The organism is Tianxiuia mixotrophica, from assembly GCF_050596425.1.
GTDB lineage: Bacteria > Bacillota > Clostridia > Peptostreptococcales > Acidaminobacteraceae.
This window is the reverse complement of the sequence record NZ_CP192292.1, coordinates 2,558,284-2,584,842: the sequence shown is the minus strand read 5'-3', so window position 1 is coordinate 2,584,842 and position 26,559 is coordinate 2,558,284. Positions and strand designations below refer to the sequence as shown.

Below are 26,559 nucleotides of genomic sequence, written 5' to 3'. Positions count from 1 at the left end.
ATGGATGTATATGTATTTGATGAGTTTAAATCCATAGTAAATGTCAGACAATTTAAAGTCTGAAAATTATCTTGTGTTGAATTAAATATATAGTATGGATTCCTGATAGATTGAAATTTTTAAACAAGAACATATAAAAAATGAATCTGGACATAGACTAGAGAAATTTTCATAGGAAATGAGTTTTAAATATGAAATGAGATTTAGACAAGAGATCATCTAAGACATAAATTATAAAAAATCATAAGTGAGAACAATTTGATTTATGAAAATTAAATCATCAGTATAATGTATAGTCGAAATGATAATCTATGATCATAGCGAATTAAAATGAAAATCAAGAAACATAAATCAAATAAAAACCAATATGTGCAAAACTGTGTAATTGCTGAGATCACAGGAATACATGGATTAAGCAAAATCAATGTGTGTGGCAGGTCTAATTCATCAAAATTTCAACTATTTATTAAATGTATATTTATCACATAGTTGGATTCGATCAAAAAATTCCAATTTAATAAGTCCCAAAATCAAACCGACTCTCAAAAAATCTCCCCACCCTCTTTTCACAATTTATAGATTCGCGAAACACATAACACATATTCATATATGGATTTGCTGTGGGAATTCATTTATTTGGATAGAAACAATCACTCAGCCTTGATTTTCATGTGAAGTGAAATCCCAGAAAGTGTTTTAAAAAAAGATTGTGGACCATTGTTGAAAGTGAATGTATTTAGATTATAAAAAGACAAGGGTCAGACTCTCCTTGATCTTATCAATTTAAACAAGCGTTAGGCCTCTCTGGCCTATCAAATTCAATAAACCTTCGCACAATAGCATATGAGCTCTGGCATAAAAACTTGCTTGAAACAAGATCATATTGGTATACTTATAATAGATATAATAAAGGAGGTGCTGTAATGAAAGAAATGGGACGCGTAATCACTTCAGATAGTAAGAAAGCAGAAATCCTTGTCATGAGAGAATCCGCTTGTGGCGGTCACTGTGAAAACTGCGCTTCATCTTGTAATCAGACCGTAAAAATCATCACAAGAAATGACGCCCAAGTGTCTGCTGGAGAAATCGTTGAAATTGAAGCTGGCGCTAGTGAAATAATTGGTTTGGCAGCCTTATTCTATGTGGTGCCCCTTGTATTTATTGTCCTGGGCGTTGTATTGAGCAACTGGCTCTTGCCCCAAGGTATTATGGGTTTATCATCAGACGTCACTGCAGTTTTAGCTGCCCTCTTGTTTTGTGGCCTATCCTTAGTTTTAATAAAGCTGTTTACCCGTGGCCACGAGATTGACTATCATATAAGGAAGGTATAATCGTATCATATTGAAAATGAAGCTTCCATGGAGGACTGTTGAAGTTACCCCCTCTCTGGAAGCTTTTTTGTGAACATATGTTTCGTATTTCATAAATGTGTGCTACTCTATACATATAGTAAGGAGGTCAATATGGCGAACAAAAAAACCATTAAGGTTCACAATAAATTTTCTAAGCCTGACAACATCGTTAAAAAGGAACATATGCTTCAAAAGCAATGTCATGATATCGAACTGGAACTCCCTATGTTTCTCAACGATTTCTTTATATTTTTAAAAAATGCCGTTGCGCCTAGCACACGGCTGGCCTATTTAAAAGACATACACTTCTTTTGCAGATATTTATGTACGGAAACCACTCTAACGAAGGCTGATAACACAGCTGACATAAGCCTTGAGGAGTTCAATACCTTTAAGGCCAGGGATATAAATAGATACTTGGGCGACTACTGTACCCAGTACTTTATAGAAACTGAAGATGTTACATATGTCATGGAAAACCACAACCGTGCCCTCTCAAGAAAGCGGTCTTCCTTAAGCGTGCTCTTCAAGTTTCTCTTTAGAGATGAAATGATCGATAGCAATATCACTGAAGGCTTCAACCCCATTAAGCTTCCTAAAACACAGCCTGATGCCATAAAAAAACTAGAGGTTGATGAGGTGGCCATCATGCTTGATGCTGTTGAAAGTGGCCAAGGCTTAACGGATAAGGAAAAGCAGTACTGGCAGAAGACTAAATTTCGTGACAAGGCCATCCTCATTCTATTTGTTACCTACGGCCTGCGTCTAAGTGAACTTCAACAGTTGAATATTTCATCATTTAATTTCAGACGTGGTGAGTTTAAGATTTATCGTAAGCGTGGCAAGGAAGTTGTAATGCCTATTAACAAGACAATTGAACAAGTTCTAAAGGAATACCTGGAGATTGATAGAAAGAGAAATGAGAAAGTTAAACCTGGACATGAAGATGCCCTCTTTCTCTCTATGCAAGGCAGACGCATGACCTTAAATGCCATATGTAAGCTTGTAAAGAAGTACACATCTATCGCTCTTGGAACCAGTCGTGAAGATGGCTACAGTCCCCACAAACTTAGAGCAACGGCAGCATCTTCTCTTATAGAATATGGTTTTTCTATTTATGATGTTAAGAACCTTCTTGATCATGATAATGTGACAACGACCCAACTTTATGCAGCACATAGGAAAAACCTTAAACGTGATATTATTAAGAATTATGAACTCTTAGATGATTTCAATGATTAAAGTTTAAGAAATATATCGCTGAGACTTGTCATAAAAAGATTATGTAAACTCGATTCGCTAACTTGTTTATAGCGACTATATTAGCTTTAAGCCACTATTTAAACTTTAAGTGTTCAATTCGAAATAGAATTATTAAGTATATGCGTAAGCACAGGCATAATGTATAAATTCAAACAAAGAACGTGATTGAGGACCTACCTCAACACGTTCTTTGTTGTTTGTCAATCACTCCATTGATTGATTTTATATGTCGTCTTGATCCATTAGAGTTTCGGAGTCTGCGATAGGAAGTCTTACGGTAAAGGTTGCCCCTTCTCCGTACTTGGATTTGGCTTCTAGAACCCCGTTGTGTTTGTTTACAATAGTATTATAAGCAATATTCAGGCCTAAACCTGTGCCCTTACCAGGCTCTTTGGTTGTAAAGAATGGGTCAAATATACGAGGAATGACCTCTTCCTGAATGCCTGGGCCATTATCAGTGATCTCCACGGATACATGGTTATTGTCTGAATAGGTTTTTATTCGAATGACGCCCTTTTCAGACATATTGAGACTAGAAATAGCATGGGTGGCATTTATGATGAGATTTAAAAGCACATCGTTAATTTCACTGCCCTTGGCGTAAACCACTGGTATATCTGATAGATCGGTTTCGACATCAGCAACATATTTGTATTCATTTTTCGCGACGATAAGTGTGCTTTCTATCCCCTTATTTAAATCGTAGTCAGACCTTTCAAAGTTATCAACTCTAGAGAAATTTCTTAGGTTTTTCACAATGCTTGTCACCCGGTTAAGGCCTTCTTGAGAGTCTGAAATAAGTTCGGGAATATCATCCACAATGTACTGAATATCATCAGTGATTCTACAGTCTTTTTGAGATTTTATATAATCACTTAGATCTTCAAAATAGTTTTTCAATATTGAAAAATTACTCGATACAAAACCAATAGGATTGTTAAGTTCATGAGCAACACCGGCAGCCAAATGTCCGATTGAAGCGAGTTTTTCCTGTTGAATCATTTGTCCCTGGGCATCCTCCAATTTACTGACAGCCGTCTTCAGCTGTTCATTTTTTATCTCTAGGGAGGCATTGGCATCCAGTAAATCACTTTCACGCTCTCTGATTTTAGAAGACATATCTATAAACTGATTGGTTAAAGCCTTCAGTTCAACGATCTTTGAGTCTGTAAACTCAATTTCCTCCACCTTGCCTTCTGCCAGTTGCATAGCCAGACAACGTATTTCATTGACTGGCATGGTTATAAACCGTTTGGATAAGTAGATAAGAATGGCAATCGTTATAAAAGTCATAACAATTATGGCAATTATATGGGACAGTAAAAGCATATTTATCATATGATTTGTGGTTGCCCTATCAAGTGTAAAGGCAATAGTAACATCAATTTCCTCAATGTTATCGTAATGTGTTATGCCTTCATTCACCTCACCCACAGACAGTATTACCGTGTTATCGTAGAGTAAGTCAAGTTTCATATCTCTGGGCATATTTTTAATTTCAGTGCTTGCGAATATATCAGTAACTGGAATCTCAGCTGTTAATATACCGTATGTAGATCCATTATGTATGACTGGAACCGCTATAAACCACCAGTAGACCTTGTTTTCATGAATGGTGATATAGTGTGTTAGTTCACCACTGACGAGTTTTTCAATCCATGAATTATCTGAGTCAGACAATTCGGATATGTTGGATTCTTTGTAAATGACTTGGCCATTCATATCATAAAGACTCATGTTATAATCCTTGCTTAGGAGTGTTAGTCCATCAAGGTATTCCTTAATCAATTGATGCGTGTTTTCAGGATGCAGGGTGCTCTTAATAACAATTGACTGAGATGCAACATCTTCTAGGGCAGCCTCACGAACATCTAAAAAGCTTATGATCACTGATTCAATAAAGGCTTTATTGTTATCAATATGATTGACTTCAATTTGGTCAATTGTTTTGGTGAGCTGAAAAGCCATAAATGAAAGCATAAATAGACCCATAACAGCAATTGATACAGATGTCACAATATATATAAATTTAGATAATGTATTTTCATTTCCTTTTGTATTCATGTCATCACCCACTTGATACGGAGTAAATCACTAGACTGTATAATAGTCTATACCCATTGGAATAAGGGCATAATTGAAAATACACATAATTTATCATTATTAATACTAAGCTGTAAGGACATACAAAAAACGACCAAGATGATTGTGTTGATCTTGGTCGTTTCTGTTTAGTTTCTATTTAGTTTCTTTTTAGTGTGGCTTTTAACTGATGGTGTCATTAGTCATCATATTCTTTTTAAATGGAAACAAGCTATCTTCATCGTATTCCTTGTCTCCGAGTTCTAAAGAGTCAGAGGACTTAACATTGATCTGTTCTGCTTCAAGATCATCCATGTCTTTTTCCGTTTCTTCCTCACACAAAGTCTTAAGACAAAGCGCAAGAAAAAGCGTTTCTAACTCTGGATCGTCTAAATCTACTTCAGTTGATACAATTTCGGCAGGTTCTAAATCGTGAATAGAAATTGTGCTATTCATAAAATCGGCATGTGCTACAATTTTATCTGACTTTTTACCTGACTCTGTGTCTTCACTTGTAATTAAAGCATACTGTAACCTCGATGGTACGTAGTCCACTGTTTTTAATCCTTCATAAAGGACCTTACAGAGGCTGACCATTTGTGCATTTGTTTTCAATTCCATTGTCAACTCGTGATGAATGGATTCAAAATCATGTTCTTCAAGGAGTTCTCCAACTTTTTTTAAAGCCATTACTATCTCTCCTAAACGAAAATCTCTATCTGTATCACACCATTTGTACACTCATAATGTGCACTTTATTATATTACACTATAAATATGTTATTTTTACAAGTATAAAGAACCACAATAAAAGAATATTCCTTTAATGCATATAGAAAAAACGAAAGACAACTTATAAAAAAATAGAGATTGTTTCAAGTTTACAAGAAGTAAATTAAACGGATCGATTTGAATTACAAAACGTGAATGTTTCATCGATTCGAATAATCGATAACGACTATAGGCGTTAGATACCGCTGTCTTGCAGCATTTGTAGACCTTATCAAAAAAAGAATTATGAAAGAGCTGGAAAAACAGTGAGACTAAGTTCAATTACTGAATAATGGTGGTGTTTGTGATGCTTAAAGTAGATCGATTCGAAAATGTGTTTGGAGAAAGTATAAAGATTCGAATAGTCGATCAATAAATGGTCGATTGTACCCCTATTCTTCTCTTTACGTATTATAAAACCAGATATTGATGGGTCCATATATCATTCATTAAATATGATTAAACAGAAATGAGATATTCAAGCCGCGTCTCCCCTGTTTCGTCATCATAGAAAGACCTTTGAAATGTCCCACCTAGGGATTCAATAATGTGAATAGAAGATATATTGTTCTCTTCTACAGTCAAATAAACATCATCAATACTGAAATCTTTTATTTTTTCAAGTCCAAGTTCTAGTATTTTACGCCCCATCCCTCTTCTTCTAAAGCTTGGACGTATGTCATAGCCAACATGTCCTGCTTGGGGCACTCTTTCGTGTCGAATTCTTATGTTTCCAACAACATCAATCTCATCTGAATCATGCTTTTCAATGAGCCAGTAGGTTGTATAAGGAACCCAGTTATACTCAACTTCATCACCGAGGGAATTTTTATAGAGGGTTTCGACATAGGTATCAAAATTTTCAAGTGCAGGCTTATATTTGTTCATAAAGTAGACATCTTTATGATCAATATAGTCCCACACGAGTTTCTGAAATGGGATTTTAAGGGCCGAACTTGGTTTAACGAGTTCTAAAGTCATGGATCCTCCTAATGTAAAAATATTCAAATAGAAAATTTAATTGCAAAAAGTGATAGCTTATTTTACTACATGGGTCTTCTTTGGTCTACCACATAAAGGTTAGTTCGTTTGTTCTTATTCTTAGAATTATTATACTCTCCGACTTTTGTCATACCAATTTTTTGTGCCACTCGTTCTGATTGGGCTTGGTCTTTAGGCATGTGGGACACTATGCGTTCAAGTCCCAATTCATCGATTCCGTACTCAAGACAGGCCCTTGCTGCTTCTGTCCCATACCCTTTGCCTTGGAATGCTGCATGGATAATATAGCCTAAGTCTACTTCATTCATGCCATTAACCTCGTTGAGCATGAAACCGACATCACCAATAATTTTATGATCTTTTTTTCGTTCAACGATGTAACGGCCAAAGCCGTTGCGCTTATAAGACTGCATACTCTTAAGTATCCAGCTCCTCACTTCATCTTTATCAAAAGGTTTTGGCCAGCACTGCATGGTTTTTGTATCCATGAGGATCTTGCACTCAGCCTTAAAATCCACCTGACTAATTTTTCTTAGAATAAGTCGATCCGTGTCAAGTACGTGATTATCAATTCCGAGTTTTAGAGATTCTGAATCGCCAATATCCCAAGTGAACCAAGCAATAAGAATCCCTGAAAATAAAACAAAGAAGATCATTTGTGATTGAAAAGCCCAAATTTCTTCCCATGTCCATTTCAAAACAGACAATTCTCTATAAATACCCAGGCCAACATTAACCACGGTCCACACGCTTGTGAATAGGATAATATATAATGGACGTCCTAGTTTTCTTAACTTCCCCCATCTCCAAAATTTAAATCTATTCATTTGGTCCCCACCCCTCAAATTGATTAGAATGAAAATCGACATATATAAATTATGTAAATCAACTTTTGATTATTCTATTTTGAAAATTTATACCCAAAATTTTGGCATGCAAAAAGCCCTATTTCAGATGAAATAGGGCTTTTTACTATCTAAGCCAAACCTTTGTGATGAAGAGGATCACCAAAATATATGTGCCGGCGAAGCCAAGGACAACAGGAAAGAAAATTTGAGCCATAGCTATGCACATTGCCTTGAAGTCAGAATCATCAAGTTCTAGGTGGTCATCCACCTGATAATGTGCGGCGTGTTCATTTGATTTAGAAAGTTTCTTTTTCTTATTGAACACATCTTCTTCCGATGGCATAATGCCATGTGTCATCCATTTCATAGTCTTAGCTCCTAACCTTCTATTGGGTAGTGACATGCAACAAAGTGCTTGTCACCGAGATCTTTAAATTCAGGTATATCTTTAGAACATTTGTCCTTTGCGTATGGGCAGCGTGTATGGAATTTACAGCCATTTGGCGGATTTGCCGGTGAAGGTATATCACCAGTTAATATAACACGACTTCTTTCACGCGTAGGATCAGGTTGCGGTATTGCAGACAATAGGGCATGTGTATAAGGATGTCTAGGTTTGTCAAACATAGACTTCTTTTCAGCCAGTTCAACAAGATCTCCTAAGTACATAACCCCAACTCTATCACTGATGTGACGAACAACACTTAGATCATGGGATATAAACAGATAAGACAGTCCCATTTTCTTTTGCAGGTCTTTCATCAGGTTAATGATCTGTGACTGAATAGAAACATCCAGAGCTGATACAGGCTCATCTGCGACAACAAAAGATGGCTCCAGTGCCAGTGCACGGGCAATACCAATTCTTTGACGCTGACCACCTGAGAACTCATGAGGATATCTATTGATATGATAATCATCAAGACCACACATTACAACGATTTCCTTAACCCGTTCATCAAGTTCTGCACCGCGCTTGTAACGACCGTGCTCAATGAGTGGTTCTTTGATCATTTCACCAACGGTCATACGAGGATTTAAAGAAGAATATGGATCCTGGAATATAATCTGCATTTCTGTTCGAAGACTTACCAGTTCCTTATGGTTCATTTGAGTGACACTCTTACCCTTGTACTCGATTTCTCCTTCAGTTGGTTCAAGGAGTCTGAGTACGGTACGGCCTGTTGTGGATTTTCCACAGCCAGATTCTCCAACGAGGCTGAGGGTTTCACCTGGCATGATGTCAAAAGTTAAGCCGTCACATGCTTTGACATGACCAACTGTTTTTTTTGAAAAAGCCACTCTTTATTGGAAAATGTTTTTTTAGATTCTTAACTCTTACTAATGGTTGTTGTGACATTATGCTTGACCCTCCTGTACTACGAAGCAGCTCACTTTATGCCCCGGTTCTACTTCCTGAAGCGATGGGCGCTCTCTTCGACATTTGTCCACTGCAAACTTGCAACGCGGAGCAAAAGCACAGCCTTCAGGTAGGTATAGTGGATTTGGTACTGAGCCGTCTATACTGTCTAGGACTTCTCTGTCATCGTCGAGCTTAGGGATCGAATTGATAAGCCCCGCTGTGTAAGGATGTTGAGGATTGGCGTAAAGAGTTTCAACATCGGCTTCCTCAACAACTTTGCCTGCATACATTACAACGACATAGTCAGCCATTTCTGCTACAACACCAAGGTCATGGGTGATCATCATAATGGCTGTGTTTGTTTTTTCCTTCAGTTCATTCATAAGCTCAAGAATTTGGGCTTGAATGGTTACGTCAAGGGCTGTTGTTGGCTCATCGGCTACGAGAACCTTAGGTTCACATGCCAGGGCCATAGCGATCATAACACGTTGGCGCATCCCACCAGATAATTGGTGAGGATACTCATTAACGATTTCATCAGCTCTTGGTATACCCACCATATTCAGAAGATCAATTGATTTCTGATGGGCTTCTTCTTTCGTCATTTTTTTATGTAGGATAAGAACTTCTGAAATCTGGAAACCTATTTTGAATACAGGATTTAGAGATGTCATAGGTTCTTGGAAAATCATTGAGATTTCATTTCCACGTACTGATCTATACTGATCATCAGACATTTGAGTCAGCTCAGTATCCATATAAGTGATTGATGAGCCTTCCATGATCTTGCCAGGCTTTGATACAAGTCCCATTACGGACATAGAAGTTACTGATTTACCGCATCCAGACTCGCCAACCACGCAAAGGGTCTTGCCCGCCTGAATTTTGAATGACACGCCATCAACAGCTTTGACAACGCCTTTATCTGTAAAGAAATGCGTGCGCAAGTCTTTTACCTCTAAAATGTTACTAGACATGGCTATTCCTCCTTCATTACTTTGTCTTTGGATCTAGTGCGTCTCTCAGGCCATCGCCAAGTAGGTTAATACTCATTACAGTTACGAAAATAGCAATACCTGGAGGCATCCATAGCCACGGTCTTTTCGTTAGTATATAGAAATCACGAGCATTTTGTACCATATTCCCCCACGTTGGTGTTGGTGGTGCAACCCCAAGGCCAAGGAATGATAGTGCCGATTCAGTCATAATTGCCCCTGCCATACCAAGTGTTGCAGATACGATAATGTAAGCCACAGTATTTGGCAGAAGGTGTTTAACGATAATACGCTTATCTGAAAGACCCAGGGCCTTTGCAGCTTGCATAAATTCTTGTTCTCTAAGGGATAAGATTTGTCCACGGATCATACGTGCAAGACCTGTCCAGCTTAAGAAACCGATAACCATCATTGTGATGTACATCTTGTATTCTGCCGGCAGTCTTGCCCCGACAACGGCCGATACTGTGATGGCCAGTGGCAGGAATGGAAAGGACATAATAACTTCAACAATACGCATGCAGAGATTGTCTACCCAGCCGCCATAGTAGCCAGCAACACCGCCAACAAGGCTACCAAGTACCACAGATATAAGAACCGCAAACACGCCAACCTGAAGGGAAATACGAGCGCCGTGAAGCATTCTTGTAAAGTAATCACGACCTAGTTGATCAGTTCCCAACCAGTGCTGTGCATTTGGTGGTTGATTCAGTTGGTTGTAATCCATATAATCCAGTTCGTATGGTGATAATACCGGTGCAAAGACTGCACACAGAATAAGAACGATGAGCACTATGCCACCAAGCATGGCAAGTTTGTTCTTTCTAAAGCGTTTCCAGGCCATTTGCCACGGCCCTTCGATGCTCTCTTTCACTTCTTTATTCACATCAACTGCAATAGCAGTTTCATTCGTAGTTAACATTCTCTAACCTCCTAATCTACTTTGACACGAGGGTCTACTAATGCGTATCCAATATCAGCAAGAAGATTGCCGATAAGTGTCAAAATGGCATATAGCATCATAACAGCCATCATTAAGTTGTAGTCACGCATTGTTACTGATTCAAGTAGAACACGACCCATGCCAGGCCAGTTAAACACCGTTTCAGTGATAACAGATCCACTTAGTAGGAAAATTAGGGAATAACCAAGCAGGGTTACAATTGGAAGCAGAGCGTTTCTGAATCCATGTTTGTAAATAACGACTTTTTCGTTTAGTCCTTTAGCACGGGCTGTACGAATGTAGTCTTGGTTAATAACTTCAAGCATACCATTACGTGTGTATCGTACATAACTTGCTAGTGAGGCAATAGTTAGTACAATACCTGGTAAAACCATATGCTGAGCAACTTCTACGGCATATGCAAAGCCTGATGTTTCACTGCCTGCTTCAACCATGCCGTTAATCGGCAGGATTTGGATTTTTACTGCAAAAGTATAAATTAATAGTAGTGCAAAGAAGAACGACGGTATGGATATCCCAACCAGGGAGAAAACCGTCCAAAAATTGTCGAAAATCGAGTACCGTTTGACGGCAGAATGTATCCCCACGGGTATGGAAATACCAAATGCTAGAATAAATACGGGAATATTAAGAATAAATGTATTCTTAAGGTAAGGTCCGATGACATCTTTAACCGGTTTTTGGTAGATGAATGATTTTCCTAAATCCCCTTGAGCGACACGAGACAACCACATTGTGTATTGAATGTGTAGTGGCTTATCAAGGCCAAGTCTTTCCTTTTCCATTGCTTTTTGCTCTGGTGTTGCACGCGGGTCCAAGTTTGTTCCAACTGGTGAACCTGGTGCGAGTTTTATGATTCCAAATATACAAATTGATATAACCAAAATTACTGGAATCATGTGTAGCAATCTTTTTAGTATATATTTTGACACATTAATCCTCCTGACACTCCACGCTTAAAAAGGGGGCTTCGGTGTTTGTCCGAAACCCCGCAAGTATTGACTTAAATTATGAGTCTATGAATATTAGTCTACAACTTCTAGGTTGTGTACGTTGTAAGCCCAGTTTTCATAAGGTGTTACCTTGTAACCCTTAACTCGAGCATTTACAGCATCCCAGTCTTGGCCTTGGCTTAGGAACATGTAAGGTAGTTCTTCGTTCATAGCCAGTGCAAATTCTTTGTAAATTTCTTTACGCTTTTCTTGATCGAATTCCACATTGCCTTTAACTAGAAGCTCATCAATTCTGTCATTTCTTAGACCAACTGAGTTGTTGCCATCAGCAACGTCAAACTTCGAGTGGAATGTTGAGTAATTTGAACCAGGGTCAGTCGTAAGTGACCAAGCCATGTTGTAAAGATCAAAATTTCTTTCAGTGTAGACTTTTTCTACAAGTGTACTGAAATCCATTAGGTTGGCTTCAACACCAACTCCGATTTTCTTCCAGTCAGCTTGAAGCATTGGAATCATAGTCTCTACGTAACGAGAGTCAGTGTAAGTGTCCCAAACGAATTGTAATTCTTGACCGTCTTTATCACGTGTGCCGTCGCCGTTTGTATCAATCCAACCAGCTTCATCAAGCATAGCGTTTGCTTTTTCAGGATCGTAGTTGTATGGATTCACTTCATCAGTGTATGCCCAAGATACTTTAGAAATTGGCGTGTTGATAAGTGATGCATTTCCATTGAAGTAAATCTGGATAAATGCATTACGGTTAAAGCCGTAAGTCAGTGCCTGACGAACTTCTTTGTCTTCAAGACGAGGGTCACGAAGGTTAAAGCCTATGTAACCGTATGAGTTTGCCATATATGGGTTGATGTTCATAAAGCCCATGTCTTCGATTTGAATCTTGTTTTCATCTTTAGCAGGTACACGAAGTTGGATATCAACTGTACCAGCTTGCATCTCTTGGAAGTATGTATCTGGTGTAGTGAACTTTGTGATTAGGTTCTTAGTTTTAACTTCGCCACCATACCATTCTTCGTTAGCAGTAAAAGTCGCAAACTGCTTAGGTTCGAATGATTTAAACTCGTAGCGGCCTGAGCCCATGATTTCAAAGGCATTCATCTTATCACGCATTGACTGTGCGTTGCCTTTTTCAAAGCCATAGAAATGTTCTGGCATGATACCAATTTCAAGGTTCCAGATTCTTGCAGCTTTTGCTACATCATAAGTGAATGAAATTGTGTAATCATCGATCACTTTAATACCTTCAACGCTTTCTGCGTCTCCGTTTTTGTATGCATCATAACCAGTCAGTTGTTCAACTTCTGAGAAGTAACGACCATCGTATGATGGGTCACAAAGTGCTGTGAATGTGAAGGCAACGTCTTTAGCAGTAAGAGGTGTGCCGTCCCAGAACTTTACATCATCACGTAGGTGGAATGTGTAAGTCTTGTTTTCGTTTGAAAGTTCCCAGTCCTTAGCAATTTCAGGAATAGGTTCACCTTCAGTGTTGTTGGTGATTAGTCTGTCAAACATAATACGAACCAGGTATCCATCATATGTCGTTGAAAAATATGCTGGAAGCAGTTCGCCCTTGGCTTCAGTCATACCAAGTACGATTGTGTCGCTCGCGTTATCGCGATCTTTCGCTGGGTTGGCAATAGTTTCATCTGCCACAACCTCATTTACTTCTGTGTTTTCCGCTGTTGCTTCTGATGCAGGTGCATCTGTTGCTTCAGGTTCAGTAGCAGCACCGCCGCCACAACCTGTTAATGCTGCTGATAGCACAAGTGATAGTGCTAAAAGCCATGTGATTCTTCTCTTCATGTGTAATCCCCCTCCTCTTTTTGTTTGGAATTTCTATTTCTTTTAAAAAATAGAATTGAAGAGTAAATAATGTATGCTAAACAGTATTTGACTGTTGTAGCTATTTTTTATCTCACCTATTTTTATCTTACCTTCGAGACAAGTGGTGAGATGACTGTAGATATTGAGTAGCGTTCCTTACCCTCTGACTTAGACTCTTTCTCACTAAGCCGTTCCTTAATAAAAGCACAAAGTTCATTATGAAGTTCATTGGCTTCTTGCTTGGATAGGTAATACTCACTGTTGTAATTAATGTATTGCCCTTTTGTAGATTCTTTACTGGTATTTATTTTTTTTGCTTCATTGGCTTGATAGAAGTCTTTGGCCACACGGTCAAACAGAGCCATGCTGGCTTTGTCCATTGTTTGTGCTAACTTTTCATCAGATTGCATGGATTTGCTGTCAAGAACAAATGTTTTTGCAACGGGTTCATAGTATTTTTCGATGACACCATACTTTGGCTTCTCACATACTAATCTGATAATTCCGACTTTTTCAAGTGTTTTCAAATGATAATTTACTTTTGAATGTGGCTCCCCCAGTTTTTCAGAAATCTGCTTCGCTGTGGCGGGTTCATCTTCAAAAGCGTGAATGATCTGAATTCGGTAGCTATTAGACATTGCCTTAAGCTGCGCCAGATCGTCTACAACCAAAACGTCTTTCATATGTAAAACCCCTATATAGATTTATCGTTACATAAAAATTAATTTGTACGTAACAATTTATTAATATTATACGCAGTTTGAAATATTTCGTCAATATGAAATTTTAACGCAATATTTACATTTACAGAGTTTGGATATTGAAATTTACCACATGTTGGGATTGGCTGTAAATAAGTTATATAAACGGTTTGAGTCTATCGCGAGGATGCGCATTTTTACTGGAATAATTTAGATTCAAGGTCTAAGTTTGAATGTTTTGTAACAATATTTTTAGATATCGTAACTTTCTTTATTTCCAATTGTGAACATTAAAAATATCCAATTTAGAAAGAGGTATTTAACGTCGAAAAGTCCAGATGTTTTATATAAGTTCTTGTCTGGGAAAGTATAAAAGAAGCTTCTGAAAGCACTCATTTTACAGGGTTTATTCCTTATAATGACAGTTGGCAACATATGGACTTTAAGAAGTGGATAAACCAATAAAGGGTGTTTTTTACTACAATTCGACTTCCAGTTAAATGAAAATAAATTTCAATTCCTTGGAACAATAAAGCACTTAACTATTTTTCCATATGTTTCATGACTACATCAAAAAAAGCAAAATCCCTGCCAATTATGTGATATTTGCGCTCGGCTTTTGCCGTATCACATAGACAGGGATTTGCTAAAACATGGGGCGTTCGTGTTTGCCACGATGATTTGTATGACAAGCAGTAAAACTGCAGTCACCCACTTAAGTGTGTAATGGACTTATCAATGGATGTGATAGTTAGCATGTTCCAAAGATCACATTAAATTGCTTGATTTAAAAGTCGATTACGAAGTTTTTATATTGGCAGGTTCAAGATCTGCCCGGAATATATTGTATTGCCTTTCATCTTATTGGCCTTGCGAATGGCATATACAATTTTGCGAATGTCTTTTTCTTGATTGTAGTGTTCCTTATTTATGCCTGAAGCGATTGACCACAGAGTGTCCCCTGACTTAACTGTATATGTAAGTGGAGCTGAGTCTGCTTTATCAATGTGCTGAAAAAGTTGGCTTGTTGGTGTGTCCTTGTCCGATTTTCCATCGAATGTAGCAAATGCGATCATGCTTGTGCTCAATATGAATACCAATATGAGGGTCATACTCAAGGCAAAACGTGATTTGCTCACAATTCGCATTTTCTTGGATGAACCAGTGAAAGGATTTTTTGACTGTCTTCTATTAAAGGCCTGAGTGCCATGTGTTCTCTTAGCGGATGTCATTTGTTGTTTCATTCTATTTGTTTGCTTTCCAGCTGGCATTGAGGCAATCGTGCTTGTATTTTGGATTGTCATTGTTTGGTCTGAAATTCTTATAGAAGCTTCCGAAGAATTATGCATTGAAAATCTCTCATTTTTTGAATGTGCTGTTCTCATTTTATTATCCCTCCATTAGAACCTTTGTTCTCGGAACGTTTGTTCGATTTTATTATATACGAACAGGCGTTCTTTGTAAAGCGAAATCGAACTTATGTTTGATTTTTATTTTTTGCCATGCTATACTATAGTAAAATGAACGGTCTTAGAAATTGAATGAAATTGAATTTTAAGATGATTACATATCATAATACATAAACTTGATAGGAAATCGAGTTAGAAAAGGATTTGAGGTGTTCTTTATGCATGGTGATTTAACAAAGAAGCAACAGATTATTCTCGACTATATCCGTGATGAAGTACAAAAGAAAGGTTACCCACCTTCAGTACGAGAAATTTGTGAGGGTGTTGGCTTGAAGTCCACTTCGACAGTGCATGGTCATTTAAATAAGTTGGAAGACAAGGGCTATATCAGACGAGACCCGACTAAACCAAGAGCTATTGAGCTCTTAGGCGGCGCAGACAATGTGGTTCAGTTTAAAAGAGATACGGCTTATGTGCCAATTGTAGGTCAGGTTACAGCAGGTCAACCAATTCTTGCTGTGGAAAATATAGAAGAGACCTACCCTGTTCCTAGAGAGTTCGTGGAAAATGGCGAATATTTCATGTTGCAAATTAAAGGGGAAAGTATGATTGAGGCTGGTATTTTAGACCGAGATTATGTCCTTGTAAAACAACAGCAGGATGCGGAAAATGGACAGATCATAGTGGCTCTTATAGAAGACAGTGCCACATGTAAGACCTTTTATAAAGAAGACAGTCGTATAAGACTCCAACCTGAAAACAGTTCTATGGATCCAATCTATGCGGACAATGTCTCAATTCTAGGTGTTGTTAAAGGTGTCTTTAGAAAACTATAATTGAAAGCTAATGAAATTTTAAAAGCCTATGGAAACAAGTTATCTTGTTCCATAGGCTTTTCTTATATATACATGTATTGCCGGTCAAGTCATAGACTTTATCCCAATTTGACTATGATTCAATGCCATTCATGGTTTCGTAAGCCTTGATCATATTGTAGAGCATTATATTTGCAGGTGTTTCCACGCCATGTTTCTTGCCTAAGGCACATACCGTTCCTGCAAACATTTCCACTTCTGTTTTTCTGCCAGCTTCCACATCTTGAAGCATTGACGTTTTTTTATCGGAACCAAGTTTATCTAAGACTTGATACCAGCGGTCCAAATCAGACTGTCCAAGGTTAATATTCATCACCTGAGAAAGACGTATAACTTCTTCCATGGCATCATTCATTATATCTCTTGCAAACTTATTTTCCTTGAAAACCCTATAAGGCGCTCCAAGTACAGCGGATGCTTGATTGACACCCACATTGATCATAAATTTCCACCACATGTCTTTTTCAATATTTTCAGATATACGGTGGTTTACACCGATCGACTCAAGCAGTGCAACTGTTTTTTCAAGGCTGAGGGTCTTTTTGCCTGATATATCTCCAAGGACAATAACCCCTGGATTTGTGTAATAGAGCATGTTCTTTTCTTTAACAGCATCAATTTCAACAATAAAGGCATGCAGGAGTTTTTCTATCCCCCACTTGTCTCCAAGGATCATCTCGGAGTCTATGCCATTCATCATTGACATAATAACAGTATTTGGTCCAACGGATCCTTCAAGCAACTCGGTGGCCTCATGAAGGTGACCATACTTGACTGCAACTATAATTAGATCAGCGTGTTCATGCACGGTTTCTGGTGTGACACATTTTATTTGCAAGGGTTCATTATTGACGAAAAAAACTTGTGAGCTGTATCGCTCTTTTCGCTCGGCGTCACATATGAACTCAGGTTCAAAACCAACGCCTTTCATTTGCGATGCAAGCCCTAAACCGATAGCCCCTGCTCCGAGAATTCTTACGATTGCCAATGAAATTCACCTCTTCTATATACTGTCTTTGTAATTAATAATCTGCTACTAAAGGGTCTCTTAATTATAAGTCGATAATCTAATAGTTAAGCCTTTAAAATATAGGCCAAAGTAAGGTCCATTGTTGCCTTTAGTCCATCAACATGCGTGCGTTCAAAGGAATGAGAGGCATCCACACCTGGTCCTATAAGTCCGTGTTTAATGTCGTGACCAGCACGAAGCATTGCTGAAGCATCAGACCCATAATATGGATAGATGTCAATAACATAATCAATGTTTTCGTCCTTGGCAAGCTGGGTCAGCATATGGCGCATTTTTAAATCATAAGGGCCAGAAGAATCCTTGGCACAGATCGTAACCTTGTGTTCGTGGGATGTTTGACCTTCTCCAGGTGCGGCCATGTCCACTGCAAGAAACTCAAATGTTTTTTCTGGAATAGCTGAATTCGCGCCGTGTCCCACTTCTTCGTAATTACTAATTAAAAAATGTGTGGTATAAGCAGGTGTCAGCTTGTTTTCTATTATGTGTGCTGCTGTACCAACCAAGCAGGCCACAGCTGCCTTATCATCAAGGTGTCTTGATTTAATATATCCGCTGTCCGTGATTTGGCAGCGTGGTTCAAGGTAGATAAAATCTCCCACTTCAATCCCAAGAGCGCTTACATCTTCTGCGCTGGAAACTGGGGCGTCAATGCGGACTTCCATGGTATCATCACTGCGCTTGTTGCTTGAGGAATCTCCGCCGTGAACATGGGTAGAAGCCTTGTTTGTAAGGATTGTTCCAGTGTATGTTTTGCCTTCATATGTAGAAATCGTACAGTACTCCCCTTCAACAGCATTCCAAGGATAACCGCCTATCTGGGTCATTTTAAGTCGACCGTTTGACTTGATTTCCTTGACCATGGCTCCTAGGGTGTCCACATGGGCAGAAATGACCCTGTGCTTTGTGTCGTCCTGGCCTGGAATGGTTGCCATTAAAGCGCCTTTATTTGTATAGCTCGTTTTAACACCAAGGTCATCAAAGTAGCCTTTAACAAGTGAAATAGCCTTTTCAGTGTCCCCCGACGGGCTTGGTGTGTTAAGAATTTCAATTAGTTGCTGAGTAACCTTTTCCATGTTCATAAATTGCCTCCACTTCCCATTGTAAGCCCATGCTTACAGATGTAATTGATCTTATGACGATATACAAGGTGTGACTATTTATAAATTAAGCTTATTTATGCCTCTTATAATGTCTTGCGGTGTAAAAAGATCCGCATCCATCATAGCACTTAAGCTTTTTAACGCTCCAAATTTCGAATGATCATAGGTCAGACCACCCTGAAAATATACGATATATGGTTCACGAATAGGGGCATCTGCGCTTAGTTCAATTGAAGAGCCCTGCACGAAAGCGCCTGCTGCCATAATAACTTCAGAAGTATAGCCTGGCATGGCCCATGGGGTTGGTGTCACGTAACTGTCTACTGGTGCAGCGGCTTGTATGCCTTCACAAAATTTAACCACTTTTTCAGGTGTGCCGAGTTTAACGGCCTGAATGATGTCGCTCCTGTAAGCATCGGGTTTTGGGCAAACTTCACAATCAAGTGATTGGTATAGCTTGGATGTAAATATAGCCCCCTTTATAGCCCCTGCAACCACATTTGGTGCCATAAAGAGCCCCTGGAACATGCTTCTGGTTTGTCCGAATGTTAAACCACACTCTTTTCCAATCCCTGGAGAAGTTAATCTCGCAGCAACCTTTTCAACCAGATTTGTCCTGCCAACCACATAACCGCCAGTGAGTGCCAGTCCACCGCCAGGATTTTTTATCAAGGACCCTGCCATTATGTCAGCACCGACATCTGTAGGTTCTTTATAGTCTAGGAATTCACCATAGCAGTTGTCCACCATGACAACCACATCAGGATTGACTGATTTCACTTCTTTTATAATGTTTTCAATATCTTCAATACGAATGGCTGGTCGCCAGCTATAGCCAGCCGAACGCTGAATGTAAACCATTTTAGTTTTTTCATTTATGGCCTTGAGAATTTCCCCAGTCTTAAAAGTGCCATCGTCATTTAAATCAACGTCCTTATATTGAATATCATAAACCTTTAAAGACTGATCACTGTTGCCACTGATGCCAATGACCTGTTCCAGCGTGTCGTAGGGTTTTCCGGAAATTGAAAGCATTTCATCACCGGGACGAAGTATGCCTGTTAAACAGAGTGTTAGGGCATGGGTGCCATTGACAATAATAGGTCGAACAAGGGCATCTTCTGTATGAAAGACATCGCTAAATACTTTTTCAAGACATTCACGACCAGGGTCGTCATAGCCATAGCCTGTGTGCCAATTGAAATGGCCATCGCTGACCCGATTCTTTTGCATGGCATGAAGAACCTTGAGCTGATTAAAAGATGCAACATCATCTATTTCTTTAAATTTATCTGAAATTTGAACTTCTACGAAATCTGAAAGCTCAATAACCTTATCATTTATACCCAATTGTTTTAGCATTGAATTACGATTCATGTTTCCTCCGATACGATTAAGCTGATGGAAATCAGCATGTGATTTGTCAACCTCCATCTTAATAGATAAGGGGCATAAAATCAACCACTCTCAACCAATAAAAGCCCCTTGCATCAGAGTGGAACATGACGGAAAGGGGATTAAATAAAGAGCATAAATAAAGAGCTTAATAAAGAGGCTGATACTGGGTAAGGTTTTAGTCAATATTATAGTAGTTTGAAGGGTTTTCTGTCATAATTTTTTTCAAAGTTGTCTGATCTATCCCCTCTTTTTTACAGTATGGTAAAAATGCATCAAAGAATAAACAACACGGATGTTCTTCCCCCTTATTGTCATATTCCTCATAAAAGTCATAGTCCTGTGAGAGTAAGATGTGACTCGATAAACCACGGTCAATCACGGCCTTTAAAAGTTTACATCGCTGGTCATGAGTGTCTTCTTTTATCATATCAAAACCAACCCAAATACCTTCCTTGCAGGCCATTTCTATGGTATGTAGATCACTTTCCTTATCGGCGTGAGCCCATAGAAATTTAGACATGTTGGCATCATGCTCTTTTAGTAAGGTTATAACCTTAGGAACCATATGTGCTTCAAGAATATGGCAGTGGATTGGCATACCAGTTTCATTGGAGGCTATTATGGCCGCAACAAGCATGGCCTTGTCCACTGGACTGATTTCTCCCTTGTCTAGAAGTATCTTAATATAGCCGGGCCGGATGACTGTTCCATCAATGGTATCCAAACCATTTTTAAAATCAGATATCCAACGGTCGCCTAGTTGCTCAGAAAAGTGGGATGGGAAAATATCATAGGTATGCTTTAAAACATTCCAGCCTGTACAAGGTATAATATGCATATCAAGGGACTCAGACAGAGCTTTTAACAGTTTTAAATTTTGTCCACCTACAGGTGGAGACGCTTCTACAACCGCTTGACATCCAGATGCTTTTAAATCTTTCATAACAGGGTGTAACACCTTATATACCTCTTTGTTGTGGTCTTCATTATATTTATGACTAAAATACATGCCCTGGGCAAAATCATCATCAAATTCCCATTTAAAGTGTTCGTGGGATAAGGTCATACCTAGTGAGTCTTGCATAATTGGTCCTCTAACTGTGTAAATCATATTGTTTTACCTCCATTCCATGTATCTATACATATTTTAGGTTGTTTTTATGCCAATCGGTGAAACTCCATTCTTCAGTATTGTCCTCTAGGGCCTTACCAAGTTCAATATTTCCACCGCTGTTGGCTAAGTTTTCTAAATACACTATTCTCATATCTATGGCTTTTTGAATGTCTTCTTTATCAAAAATGGCCTGACCGTGGGACAGAAGGACGGCCTCTAAATCTAAAGCCTTTATACGCCGGAGACTCGCCAAGTGTTCTTGGATAGATCCATCAGGACAAATATATGGCAGCATGGGTTTGTTAAAGGCATCATACATGACTAGATCGCCTAGATGGGCTATCTTCCCATTAATGAGCGATATAAGGCCACATGCGCAGTGTCCTGAACCATCTATGAACTCCAGATTGAAATCTCCAAAAGAGAGTTTGTCTCCATGACGCACGGGTTTTGTGGGTTTTTTATAGTCTGTTTCTTTGTCCCAAACTTGTGTGCACTTATTAAAGTTTGCTTGATACTTGTGACTGCAGTGAATTTCAACGTCTTCAAATACACTTGTACCGCCTGCATGATCAGGATGATAGCGGGAAAGAACAATCCTCGTAAGGCGAATGTCTTTAGACATCAAGTCCTCCTTTAAGAGTTGAGCCTGTTCTTTAAAGCCTGTATCAATGACCAAGGCCTCTTTTCCATTGAGAAAAACAGGCAAATTGATGTTATAGCCAGACCCATCCGCCTTGGTCTTGTAAGTGTACATATGTATATTTTCTTTTAGCTCTAGCATTTTACTCTCCCCCAGTGGTTTCTTTTTTTAGTTTTAGAATGTGTTGCCTGAACATGTTCGATTAACTCTGTCGGAAATCAGATGTTTGATGGTTATTAAGTAATAACTTATCTCTAAAATGATCTCTATTCAAATGAACCATATTAAATGAACGCTAGGTAAAGGATAACAAAAGAACACTGACAGATACCTGTCAGTGTTTAGAAAATATTTTTAAGTGAGCAATTTTCAAAATTTCTATATGGTGAGATTACAACATTAATCTGTGATCTTACAAGCGCCAGGGCCATATTTATTGAAGAGTTGAGACGCTTTTTTCACAACCTTATCCTTAAAGGCGGTCGGTTCATAAATGCTTATCAAGTTAGGGTTTTCCAGGGTGATTGAAAGAATATCTTTTTCATATCTTGTAAAGAATTTGATAAAGATACTATTTGAAGTGGCTGGCAGGTATCCCGCTTCATGGGCTTTATTATTATCAAGAACATGGATATCTGAAAAATAGTCGTTGTCTTTAAGAACTCTGTAAAGTGACAGATCAATAGACATGACATATTCAGCACCAGAAAATTTATCAGTTGCACTTGAAATGGGCCTGTTCAAATATGCATTTTTCTCATAACGTATTTTCACATTTTTCATACGGTCAAGCCTAAAGACCCTTTTCTCCTCACGGAGATGACAATAAGCCGTTAAATACCATCCACCTTCCTCAAAGAATAAATTCTTAGGGGAAATTTTCCGAGCTCTTTCTTGGTCTCTTTGTGGATTGTAATATGTCATAGTTAAATTGAACTCATCTATAAAGCTATCTAGTATGGGTCTGAGTATATTCGGTTCATAGCAGGTCGGCTCAATACGGTGTGAGCCAAAACGAATATGTTTCATGAGTTTTTTGACCTTGATCTGGTCCACATCTTTAAGGGCGTGTATAACTTTCCCTTTTAAAACCTGATAGTCAGCTGTCAAACTTGGGAGCCTAATGGTTTCTCCATAATTCAGAACGATCAGAAGCATAATGATTTCCTGTTCGTTTAGACTTATGCTGGGCATAAAATAATTCATATCAATTTCATAGCCCCCGTGAACCCCTTCGTGGGTGATAATAGGGACCTTAAGTTGACTAAGTGCGTCTATATCTCGATATATGGTTCGCAGACTTACCTCAAAGAGCTCTGAGAGTTCTGATGCGGTAAGTTTTCCCCTATCTTTTAAAGCGTAAACAATGCCATTGAGTCTTTCTGTTTTTTTCATAGTGACCTCATAATAAATAGTTATTGTCCTTATTTGCAACCTCAAGTGTTCTTATTGTATATGTTCGGTAATCTCCAGAAACAAAAGGGTCACTTTTTGCGATAGTTTGAGCGCTTTCTATATCTTTGCATGTGACAAGAACCATGCCACCTGGATAGTCTTCAAATGGGCCGCAAAGAACTAGGATGCCTTTAGAATCAAGGTCTTTGAGATGCTGAACATGTTTATTTATTGCTTGTTCCGTGAGGGGCTTTGAAGTGTTTTCAAGAAATATTGCATATGTTTTCATAGAGTCCTCTTTCTTCCACTTATCAACGGATACTGTCATTTATTCATTATACTTTATTTCCACTTTGATTTTGAAATTCCTTCATACTGATCATACAAGTCAGGCTGATCTTACAAGCCAGGCTGATCTTACAAGCCAGGCGCCTATAAAACATCTTAAATACATTGTTTGGCAGCCTTCTTAATAGGGTTTGACATAAAAACACATGTAAAGTAGGACACCATAATCTATATCAAAAAGAGCGCCTGATTTAAGGCGCTCTTTTTTAGAGACTGTGTCTAATCAATCGTTTTCAACAACAATATACCCCGTTGTTACGTAGCCCTTGTCACTGGTCGCAGTAATGGTATAAACCCCTTCCTTGGCAGGTGCTGTGTAAAGACCATTGTCATCGATAGCTCCCGCTTCGTCTCCCGAGACTTTCCAAGTGCAAATGGCCACTTGTCCGTCCTTGTCAAATGCCTCAAGAAGAAGAGATTGTCGTGGTAGGACTCGACCAGGGTTTGGACGTATTTCTATTCGCAGTGGGTCATTGTCTGAAACAGGATGGTCTGTGTCTGATGTCATTTTTTCAAGGCGCCAACGAACTTTGACAGGCCTTGTTATGGCCTTTATATCACCAGAGAGGGCCATTCGAAAGCTTCCCTTGTTGGGATATAAGACACCCGAAACATTTATTTCAGGTTGGGCACTGGCATAGGCTGAATCTTCAAAAGCTGAAGAATCGCCAAAGAATATCTGCCGGCCACTTCCATAGTCATCCACCACATCGGGGGCGTGGTCTATTGCAAAACTTAAAAAGGCTTCTCCTCGCCCAAGACCATGGTCAATTTCGTCTGAGTAAAGGGCATTTTCCTGCAAGCGTCCTTGGGGAGGACTGAATGTATAAACCCCAGTTCTTACATTTTCAATACGACTTTTATGGACAGATTCACCTAGTTTGTCCATAATTTCAGTCAAGTCAATGTCCGGTTGATCCATACTTGTCTGACTGGTGTTTTCCGGTAATGTCAGTTCATCAAGAACTGTCCTGAGTGCATGGGGAACAATATAATCACTCTTACTTGGCTTATGAATACTGTCTATTAAATAAGTGTCCCCAGCAGGGATTAAATTAATTTTAGCCAGGCATACGGCGTCATTGTCTTTGGCCTGCATGATTTCATCAAATGGCAGTTCATAGTAGCGTTTATGCACGGCGAATTGAAGCGGGTCATCTATCACTTCAATCTGATGGCTCAGCTCCACAGCCCTTTCTATTTGTCTTTCCCCTATATGAATATCAAAACTTCCACCAGAAAGCTTCAAGGTATCGACAACAGGTTTTAATTGACTGGTTGAGACTGGCGTCTTGACAGTGTAAATGCCGTAAGGTGTCTTATCATCAGCTTCAAAGGACAGTCTGATGGCATGCCCCTTATTTATGTATGTCCCTTGTAAATCGAGAGTCACCGAAGATGGAATCCCCTCAGCCTTTCTTTCTACAATCAGTTCAATTTCAAATGGGTTTAGAGTGCTGACAATATCATTAATGACAATATCCACCTTGAGTTCATCTGCTGAATAGATATTATACCTGGTATGCAGAAGTCTTTCCCTCAGCCGTTGAACATTTGATTTAAAGTCAGTTCTTAAAGAAAAGGCATAGGCTTCATTCAGTCGGGAGAACTCACCGTCTCCACTGGTCTGAGCTACACTATGAACCATTTCAGCAGGTTGCTCTTCATAAGCCATACAGAGATAGTAAGTGTCTTGGATTTGTTCCTGATCAAATCCTTCTATGTCACTTAACATGTGCATAGCTGGAAGAGAGACAACTATTTCCCGACCAAAACTATCAATGGCAATTCCAGGATCTATAGATATAGTCCGGTCGTTAACGGCAACCACATCAAGGCCCGTTAATATACCAGTTCCCACTGCCAGTCGATTTGTCATCCTGCGTTTGTCATTGAAATAACGCTGTTCAATTTCAAAATCGCGCACAGTCAGGAGTTTACCGTAAAAATATCTGTTGCGCGTAAACGGATAGATTTTATCATTCTTCATTATGCATCTTCCTTTCAGCACGATCTGTCAAGACGGTGTTATAAGGCAGGGCTGAACTGTTGTCAAGAACCAGTTGCCCTGGTTGATTCACTCTTGAATTTATGCCCAAATAAGCGTGTTGATCAAGACGCAAATAAGGCTGTAAAGAAACGAGTCGGGCTGATGTATAAGCAGGCTTAACCCCGCTTAAAGCCTTTTTCATTTGATTGTATTTTCTTTCAGAAGCAAGGGCGTCGTCTGGTACCAGCACTGTGAAGTCATTGGGATGGGCCCCGTAGAGTTTATCAAAGAGCTGATTAAGGTATGCATCTGCGTGTCCTCTATCAAGATCATGCTGTTCAATCACGTAACAGCTTTTGTCTGTTATAAACTGACTGACTTCTTCAACCGCTCGTCTAGTGCCACGAATGCCACTTAGTTCTACAGCTTTTTCTACCCGTTTTCTAAGTTCTGTATCAGTCCAAATTTCTGGACTTTCAAGACCCAGGCTTTCTGCAAGCCACCATATGTCGTCATGGTTTCCGTGTTTTGCAATCAAATGGGTTGGAGACAAATCAATTTCTGTTTCCATATCACTTAATATAGACTGGAATATTGACAAGTACCTATGAAGAAAGTTGCCTTCATCAGAAACTAGATAATACTCCGGCAAGTAATCCAACAATGATTTCATTGGGTAGTGTAGTCTAATACGCCTTATAATAGGTGGACCTTCTGGCGCATAGACACTTAGCCAACCAAGCAGGTACCGTCCCTTTAAATTATGAAGGAGGGCATCTTGCGGATATGGAATCATAACGGGATCATGTTCCAAGAGCCTATTGATCTTTTCGTGGATGCCAAGGTCCAACCGACGCATGTCTTCATAGAGAGCATCATCTTCACAAGCCAGAAAATAGCCTGTTATCTTGGTTCCTTTGGGGAGTTGGGCATCTATGGTTATTCTGTCCCATATCATGCCTTTTTCAAAACTATCAAGGGGCTTTAAAAAAAGCGTACCCTTACGACTTTCTTCTATGTTCTTTAGTGTACATCCATCAGCGCTTGATACCATGTTCACCATTTCACATTTTCCAAAGTCTCTTGCTTTGTTAAAACTAAAGAATTTTTTATCGGTTTGCATTT

23 protein-coding genes and 1 pseudogene are annotated in these 26,559 nt (G+C 39.0%); 3 read left to right on the top strand and 21 right to left on the bottom strand.

Features of this window, described 5'->3' with window-relative positions; genetic code table 11:
• The first annotated feature begins 923 nt into the window (after window positions 1-923).
• Both ACQ4KW_RS11250 and ACQ4KW_RS11245 read left to right on the top strand, forming a co-directional pair.
• A complete protein-coding gene (locus tag ACQ4KW_RS11250; protein ID WP_430882569.1) occupies window positions 924-1,331 on the top strand; it encodes a SoxR reducing system RseC family protein in 408 nt (135 codons plus the stop codon).
• A gap of 132 nt (window positions 1,332-1,463) precedes the next feature.
• Entirely contained in the window at window positions 1,464-2,594 is a 1,131-nt protein-coding gene (locus ACQ4KW_RS11245; RefSeq protein ID WP_430882568.1) for a tyrosine-type recombinase/integrase, read from the top strand.
• Window positions 2,595-2,837: 243 nt separating this feature from the next.
• Here the strand turns inward: ACQ4KW_RS11245 and ACQ4KW_RS11240 are convergent, their stop codons facing one another.
• From ACQ4KW_RS11240 to ACQ4KW_RS11185, 12 genes and pseudogenes are all read right to left on the bottom strand, one after another.
• Window positions 2,838-4,679: a sensor histidine kinase gene (locus ACQ4KW_RS11240; protein ID WP_430882567.1), complete on the bottom strand. Its 1,842-nt coding sequence runs from the start codon at window positions 4,677-4,679 to the stop codon at window positions 2,838-2,840.
• Window positions 4,680-4,880: 201 nt separating this feature from the next.
• Window positions 4,881-5,387 (bottom strand): hypothetical protein, encoded by a 507-nt coding sequence (locus tag ACQ4KW_RS11235; protein WP_430882566.1) that lies wholly within the window; start codon window positions 5,385-5,387, stop codon window positions 4,881-4,883.
• Window positions 5,388-5,926: 539 nt separating this feature from the next.
• A complete protein-coding gene (locus ACQ4KW_RS11230; protein ID WP_430882565.1) occupies window positions 5,927-6,448 on the bottom strand; it encodes a GNAT family N-acetyltransferase in 522 nt (173 codons plus the stop codon).
• Window positions 6,449-6,513: 65 nt separating this feature from the next.
• Window positions 6,514-7,296: a GNAT family N-acetyltransferase gene (locus ACQ4KW_RS11225; RefSeq protein WP_430882564.1), complete on the bottom strand. Its 783-nt coding sequence runs from the start codon at window positions 7,294-7,296 to the stop codon at window positions 6,514-6,516.
• Between the two features lie 145 nt (window positions 7,297-7,441).
• On the bottom strand, window positions 7,442-7,684 hold the full coding sequence (locus ACQ4KW_RS11220; protein ID WP_430882563.1) for a hypothetical protein: 243 nt from the start codon (window positions 7,682-7,684) through the stop codon (window positions 7,442-7,444).
• 11 nt (window positions 7,685-7,695) lie between these two features.
• Window positions 7,696-8,677 (bottom strand): annotated as a pseudogene (locus tag ACQ4KW_RS11215) (ABC transporter ATP-binding protein).
• Window positions 8,677-9,657, bottom strand: a complete 981-nt coding sequence (locus tag ACQ4KW_RS11210) for an ABC transporter ATP-binding protein (protein ID WP_430882562.1) — start codon at window positions 9,655-9,657, stop codon at window positions 8,677-8,679. The pseudogene ACQ4KW_RS11215 and the gene ACQ4KW_RS11210 overlap by 1 nt, the downstream one beginning before the upstream one ends.
• Before the next feature lie 16 nt (window positions 9,658-9,673).
• On the bottom strand, window positions 9,674-10,597 hold the full coding sequence (gene opp4C, locus ACQ4KW_RS11205) for an oligopeptide ABC transporter permease (protein WP_430882561.1): 924 nt from the start codon (window positions 10,595-10,597) through the stop codon (window positions 9,674-9,676).
• Between the two features lie 11 nt (window positions 10,598-10,608).
• Window positions 10,609-11,571, bottom strand: coding sequence for an ABC transporter permease (locus tag ACQ4KW_RS11200; protein WP_430882560.1), 963 nt, complete (start codon window positions 11,569-11,571; stop codon window positions 10,609-10,611).
• 93 nt (window positions 11,572-11,664) lie between these two features.
• Window positions 11,665-13,410 (bottom strand): ABC transporter substrate-binding protein, encoded by a 1,746-nt coding sequence (locus tag ACQ4KW_RS11195; RefSeq protein WP_430882559.1) that lies wholly within the window; start codon window positions 13,408-13,410, stop codon window positions 11,665-11,667.
• A 122-nt stretch (window positions 13,411-13,532) separates the two neighbouring features.
• Window positions 13,533-14,114 carry a helix-turn-helix domain-containing protein gene (locus ACQ4KW_RS11190; protein WP_430882558.1) on the bottom strand — a complete coding sequence of 194 codons (582 nt, stop codon included), beginning with the start codon at window positions 14,112-14,114 and terminating at the stop codon, window positions 13,533-13,535.
• Window positions 14,115-14,941: 827 nt separating this feature from the next.
• Entirely contained in the window at window positions 14,942-15,517 is a 576-nt protein-coding gene (locus ACQ4KW_RS11185) for a LysM peptidoglycan-binding domain-containing protein (protein ID WP_430882557.1), read from the bottom strand.
• Between the two features lie 242 nt (window positions 15,518-15,759).
• On the opposite strand from ACQ4KW_RS11185, the gene lexA reads away from it, so the two are divergent.
• The gene (gene lexA / locus ACQ4KW_RS11180) at window positions 15,760-16,377 is read left to right on the top strand and encodes a transcriptional repressor LexA (protein WP_430882556.1); all 618 of its coding nucleotides are present in this window, start codon (window positions 15,760-15,762) and stop codon (window positions 16,375-16,377) included.
• Window positions 16,378-16,489: 112 nt separating this feature from the next.
• Here lexA and ACQ4KW_RS11175 read toward each other — a convergent pair whose 3' ends face one another.
• From ACQ4KW_RS11175 to ACQ4KW_RS11135, 9 genes are all read right to left on the bottom strand, one after another.
• Window positions 16,490-17,404: a ketopantoate reductase family protein gene (locus tag ACQ4KW_RS11175; RefSeq protein ID WP_430882555.1), complete on the bottom strand. Its 915-nt coding sequence runs from the start codon at window positions 17,402-17,404 to the stop codon at window positions 16,490-16,492.
• A gap of 86 nt (window positions 17,405-17,490) precedes the next feature.
• The gene (locus tag ACQ4KW_RS11170) at window positions 17,491-18,525 is read right to left on the bottom strand and encodes a M42 family metallopeptidase (RefSeq protein WP_430882554.1); all 1,035 of its coding nucleotides are present in this window, start codon (window positions 18,523-18,525) and stop codon (window positions 17,491-17,493) included.
• A 78-nt stretch (window positions 18,526-18,603) separates the two neighbouring features.
• A complete protein-coding gene (locus ACQ4KW_RS11165) occupies window positions 18,604-19,923 on the bottom strand; it encodes an aminotransferase class I/II-fold pyridoxal phosphate-dependent enzyme (RefSeq protein ID WP_430882553.1) in 1,320 nt (439 codons plus the stop codon).
• A 196-nt stretch (window positions 19,924-20,119) separates the two neighbouring features.
• Window positions 20,120-21,055, bottom strand: coding sequence for a hypothetical protein (locus tag ACQ4KW_RS11160; protein ID WP_430882552.1), 936 nt, complete (start codon window positions 21,053-21,055; stop codon window positions 20,120-20,122).
• A 25-nt stretch (window positions 21,056-21,080) separates the two neighbouring features.
• Window positions 21,081-21,842, bottom strand: a complete 762-nt coding sequence (locus ACQ4KW_RS11155) for an MBL fold metallo-hydrolase (RefSeq protein ID WP_430882551.1) — start codon at window positions 21,840-21,842, stop codon at window positions 21,081-21,083.
• Window positions 21,843-22,100: 258 nt separating this feature from the next.
• Window positions 22,101-23,096 carry a helix-turn-helix transcriptional regulator gene (locus ACQ4KW_RS11150; RefSeq protein WP_430882550.1) on the bottom strand — a complete coding sequence of 332 codons (996 nt, stop codon included), beginning with the start codon at window positions 23,094-23,096 and terminating at the stop codon, window positions 22,101-22,103.
• Window positions 23,097-23,103: 7 nt separating this feature from the next.
• Window positions 23,104-23,385 carry a YciI family protein gene (locus tag ACQ4KW_RS11145; protein ID WP_430882549.1) on the bottom strand — a complete coding sequence of 94 codons (282 nt, stop codon included), beginning with the start codon at window positions 23,383-23,385 and terminating at the stop codon, window positions 23,104-23,106.
• 282 nt (window positions 23,386-23,667) lie between these two features.
• Window positions 23,668-25,434 carry a hypothetical protein gene (locus ACQ4KW_RS11140; RefSeq protein ID WP_430882548.1) on the bottom strand — a complete coding sequence of 589 codons (1,767 nt, stop codon included), beginning with the start codon at window positions 25,432-25,434 and terminating at the stop codon, window positions 23,668-23,670.
• Entirely contained in the window at window positions 25,424-26,557 is a 1,134-nt protein-coding gene (locus ACQ4KW_RS11135; protein ID WP_430882547.1) for a phage tail protein, read from the bottom strand. The genes ACQ4KW_RS11140 and ACQ4KW_RS11135 overlap by 11 nt, the downstream gene beginning before the upstream one ends.
• Window positions 26,558-26,559: the final 2 nt, after the last annotated feature.

Bases quoted from the DNA above. Each gene is read 5' to 3' on its own strand.
- ACQ4KW_RS11250 (WP_430882569.1), top strand. From the start codon at position 924: ATGAAAGAAATGGGACGCGTAATCACTTCAGATAGTAAGAAAGCAGAA.
- ACQ4KW_RS11245 (WP_430882568.1), top strand. From the start codon at position 1,464: ATGGCGAACAAAAAAACCATTAAGGTTCACAATAAATTTTCTAAGCCT.
- ACQ4KW_RS11240 (WP_430882567.1), bottom strand. From the start codon at position 4,679: ATGAATACAAAAGGAAATGAAAATACATTATCTAAATTTATATATATT.
- ACQ4KW_RS11235 (WP_430882566.1), bottom strand. From the start codon at position 5,387: ATGGCTTTAAAAAAAGTTGGAGAACTCCTTGAAGAACATGATTTTGAA.
- ACQ4KW_RS11230 (WP_430882565.1), bottom strand. From the start codon at position 6,448: ATGACTTTAGAACTCGTTAAACCAAGTTCGGCCCTTAAAATCCCATTT.
- ACQ4KW_RS11225 (WP_430882564.1), bottom strand. From the start codon at position 7,296: ATGAATAGATTTAAATTTTGGAGATGGGGGAAGTTAAGAAAACTAGGA.
- ACQ4KW_RS11220 (WP_430882563.1), bottom strand. From the start codon at position 7,684: ATGAAATGGATGACACATGGCATTATGCCATCGGAAGAAGATGTGTTC.
- ACQ4KW_RS11210 (WP_430882562.1), bottom strand. From the start codon at position 9,657: ATGTCTAGTAACATTTTAGAGGTAAAAGACTTGCGCACGCATTTCTTT.
- opp4C (WP_430882561.1), bottom strand. From the start codon at position 10,597: ATGTTAACTACGAATGAAACTGCTATTGCAGTTGATGTGAATAAAGAA.
- ACQ4KW_RS11195 (WP_430882559.1), bottom strand. From the start codon at position 13,410: ATGAAGAGAAGAATCACATGGCTTTTAGCACTATCACTTGTGCTATCA.
- ACQ4KW_RS11190 (WP_430882558.1), bottom strand. From the start codon at position 14,114: ATGAAAGACGTTTTGGTTGTAGACGATCTGGCGCAGCTTAAGGCAATG.
- ACQ4KW_RS11185 (WP_430882557.1), bottom strand. From the start codon at position 15,517: ATGAGAACAGCACATTCAAAAAATGAGAGATTTTCAATGCATAATTCT.
- lexA (WP_430882556.1), top strand. From the start codon at position 15,760: ATGCATGGTGATTTAACAAAGAAGCAACAGATTATTCTCGACTATATC.
- ACQ4KW_RS11170 (WP_430882554.1), bottom strand. From the start codon at position 18,525: ATGAACATGGAAAAGGTTACTCAGCAACTAATTGAAATTCTTAACACA.
- ACQ4KW_RS11165 (WP_430882553.1), bottom strand. From the start codon at position 19,923: ATGAATCGTAATTCAATGCTAAAACAATTGGGTATAAATGATAAGGTT.
- ACQ4KW_RS11160 (WP_430882552.1), bottom strand. From the start codon at position 21,055: ATGATTTACACAGTTAGAGGACCAATTATGCAAGACTCACTAGGTATG.
- ACQ4KW_RS11155 (WP_430882551.1), bottom strand. From the start codon at position 21,842: ATGCTAGAGCTAAAAGAAAATATACATATGTACACTTACAAGACCAAG.
- ACQ4KW_RS11150 (WP_430882550.1), bottom strand. From the start codon at position 23,096: ATGAAAAAAACAGAAAGACTCAATGGCATTGTTTACGCTTTAAAAGAT.
- ACQ4KW_RS11145 (WP_430882549.1), bottom strand. From the start codon at position 23,385: ATGAAAACATATGCAATATTTCTTGAAAACACTTCAAAGCCCCTCACG.
- ACQ4KW_RS11140 (WP_430882548.1), bottom strand. From the start codon at position 25,434: ATGAAGAATGATAAAATCTATCCGTTTACGCGCAACAGATATTTTTAC.
- ACQ4KW_RS11135 (WP_430882547.1), bottom strand. From the start codon at position 26,557: ATGCAAACCGATAAAAAATTCTTTAGTTTTAACAAAGCAAGAGACTTT.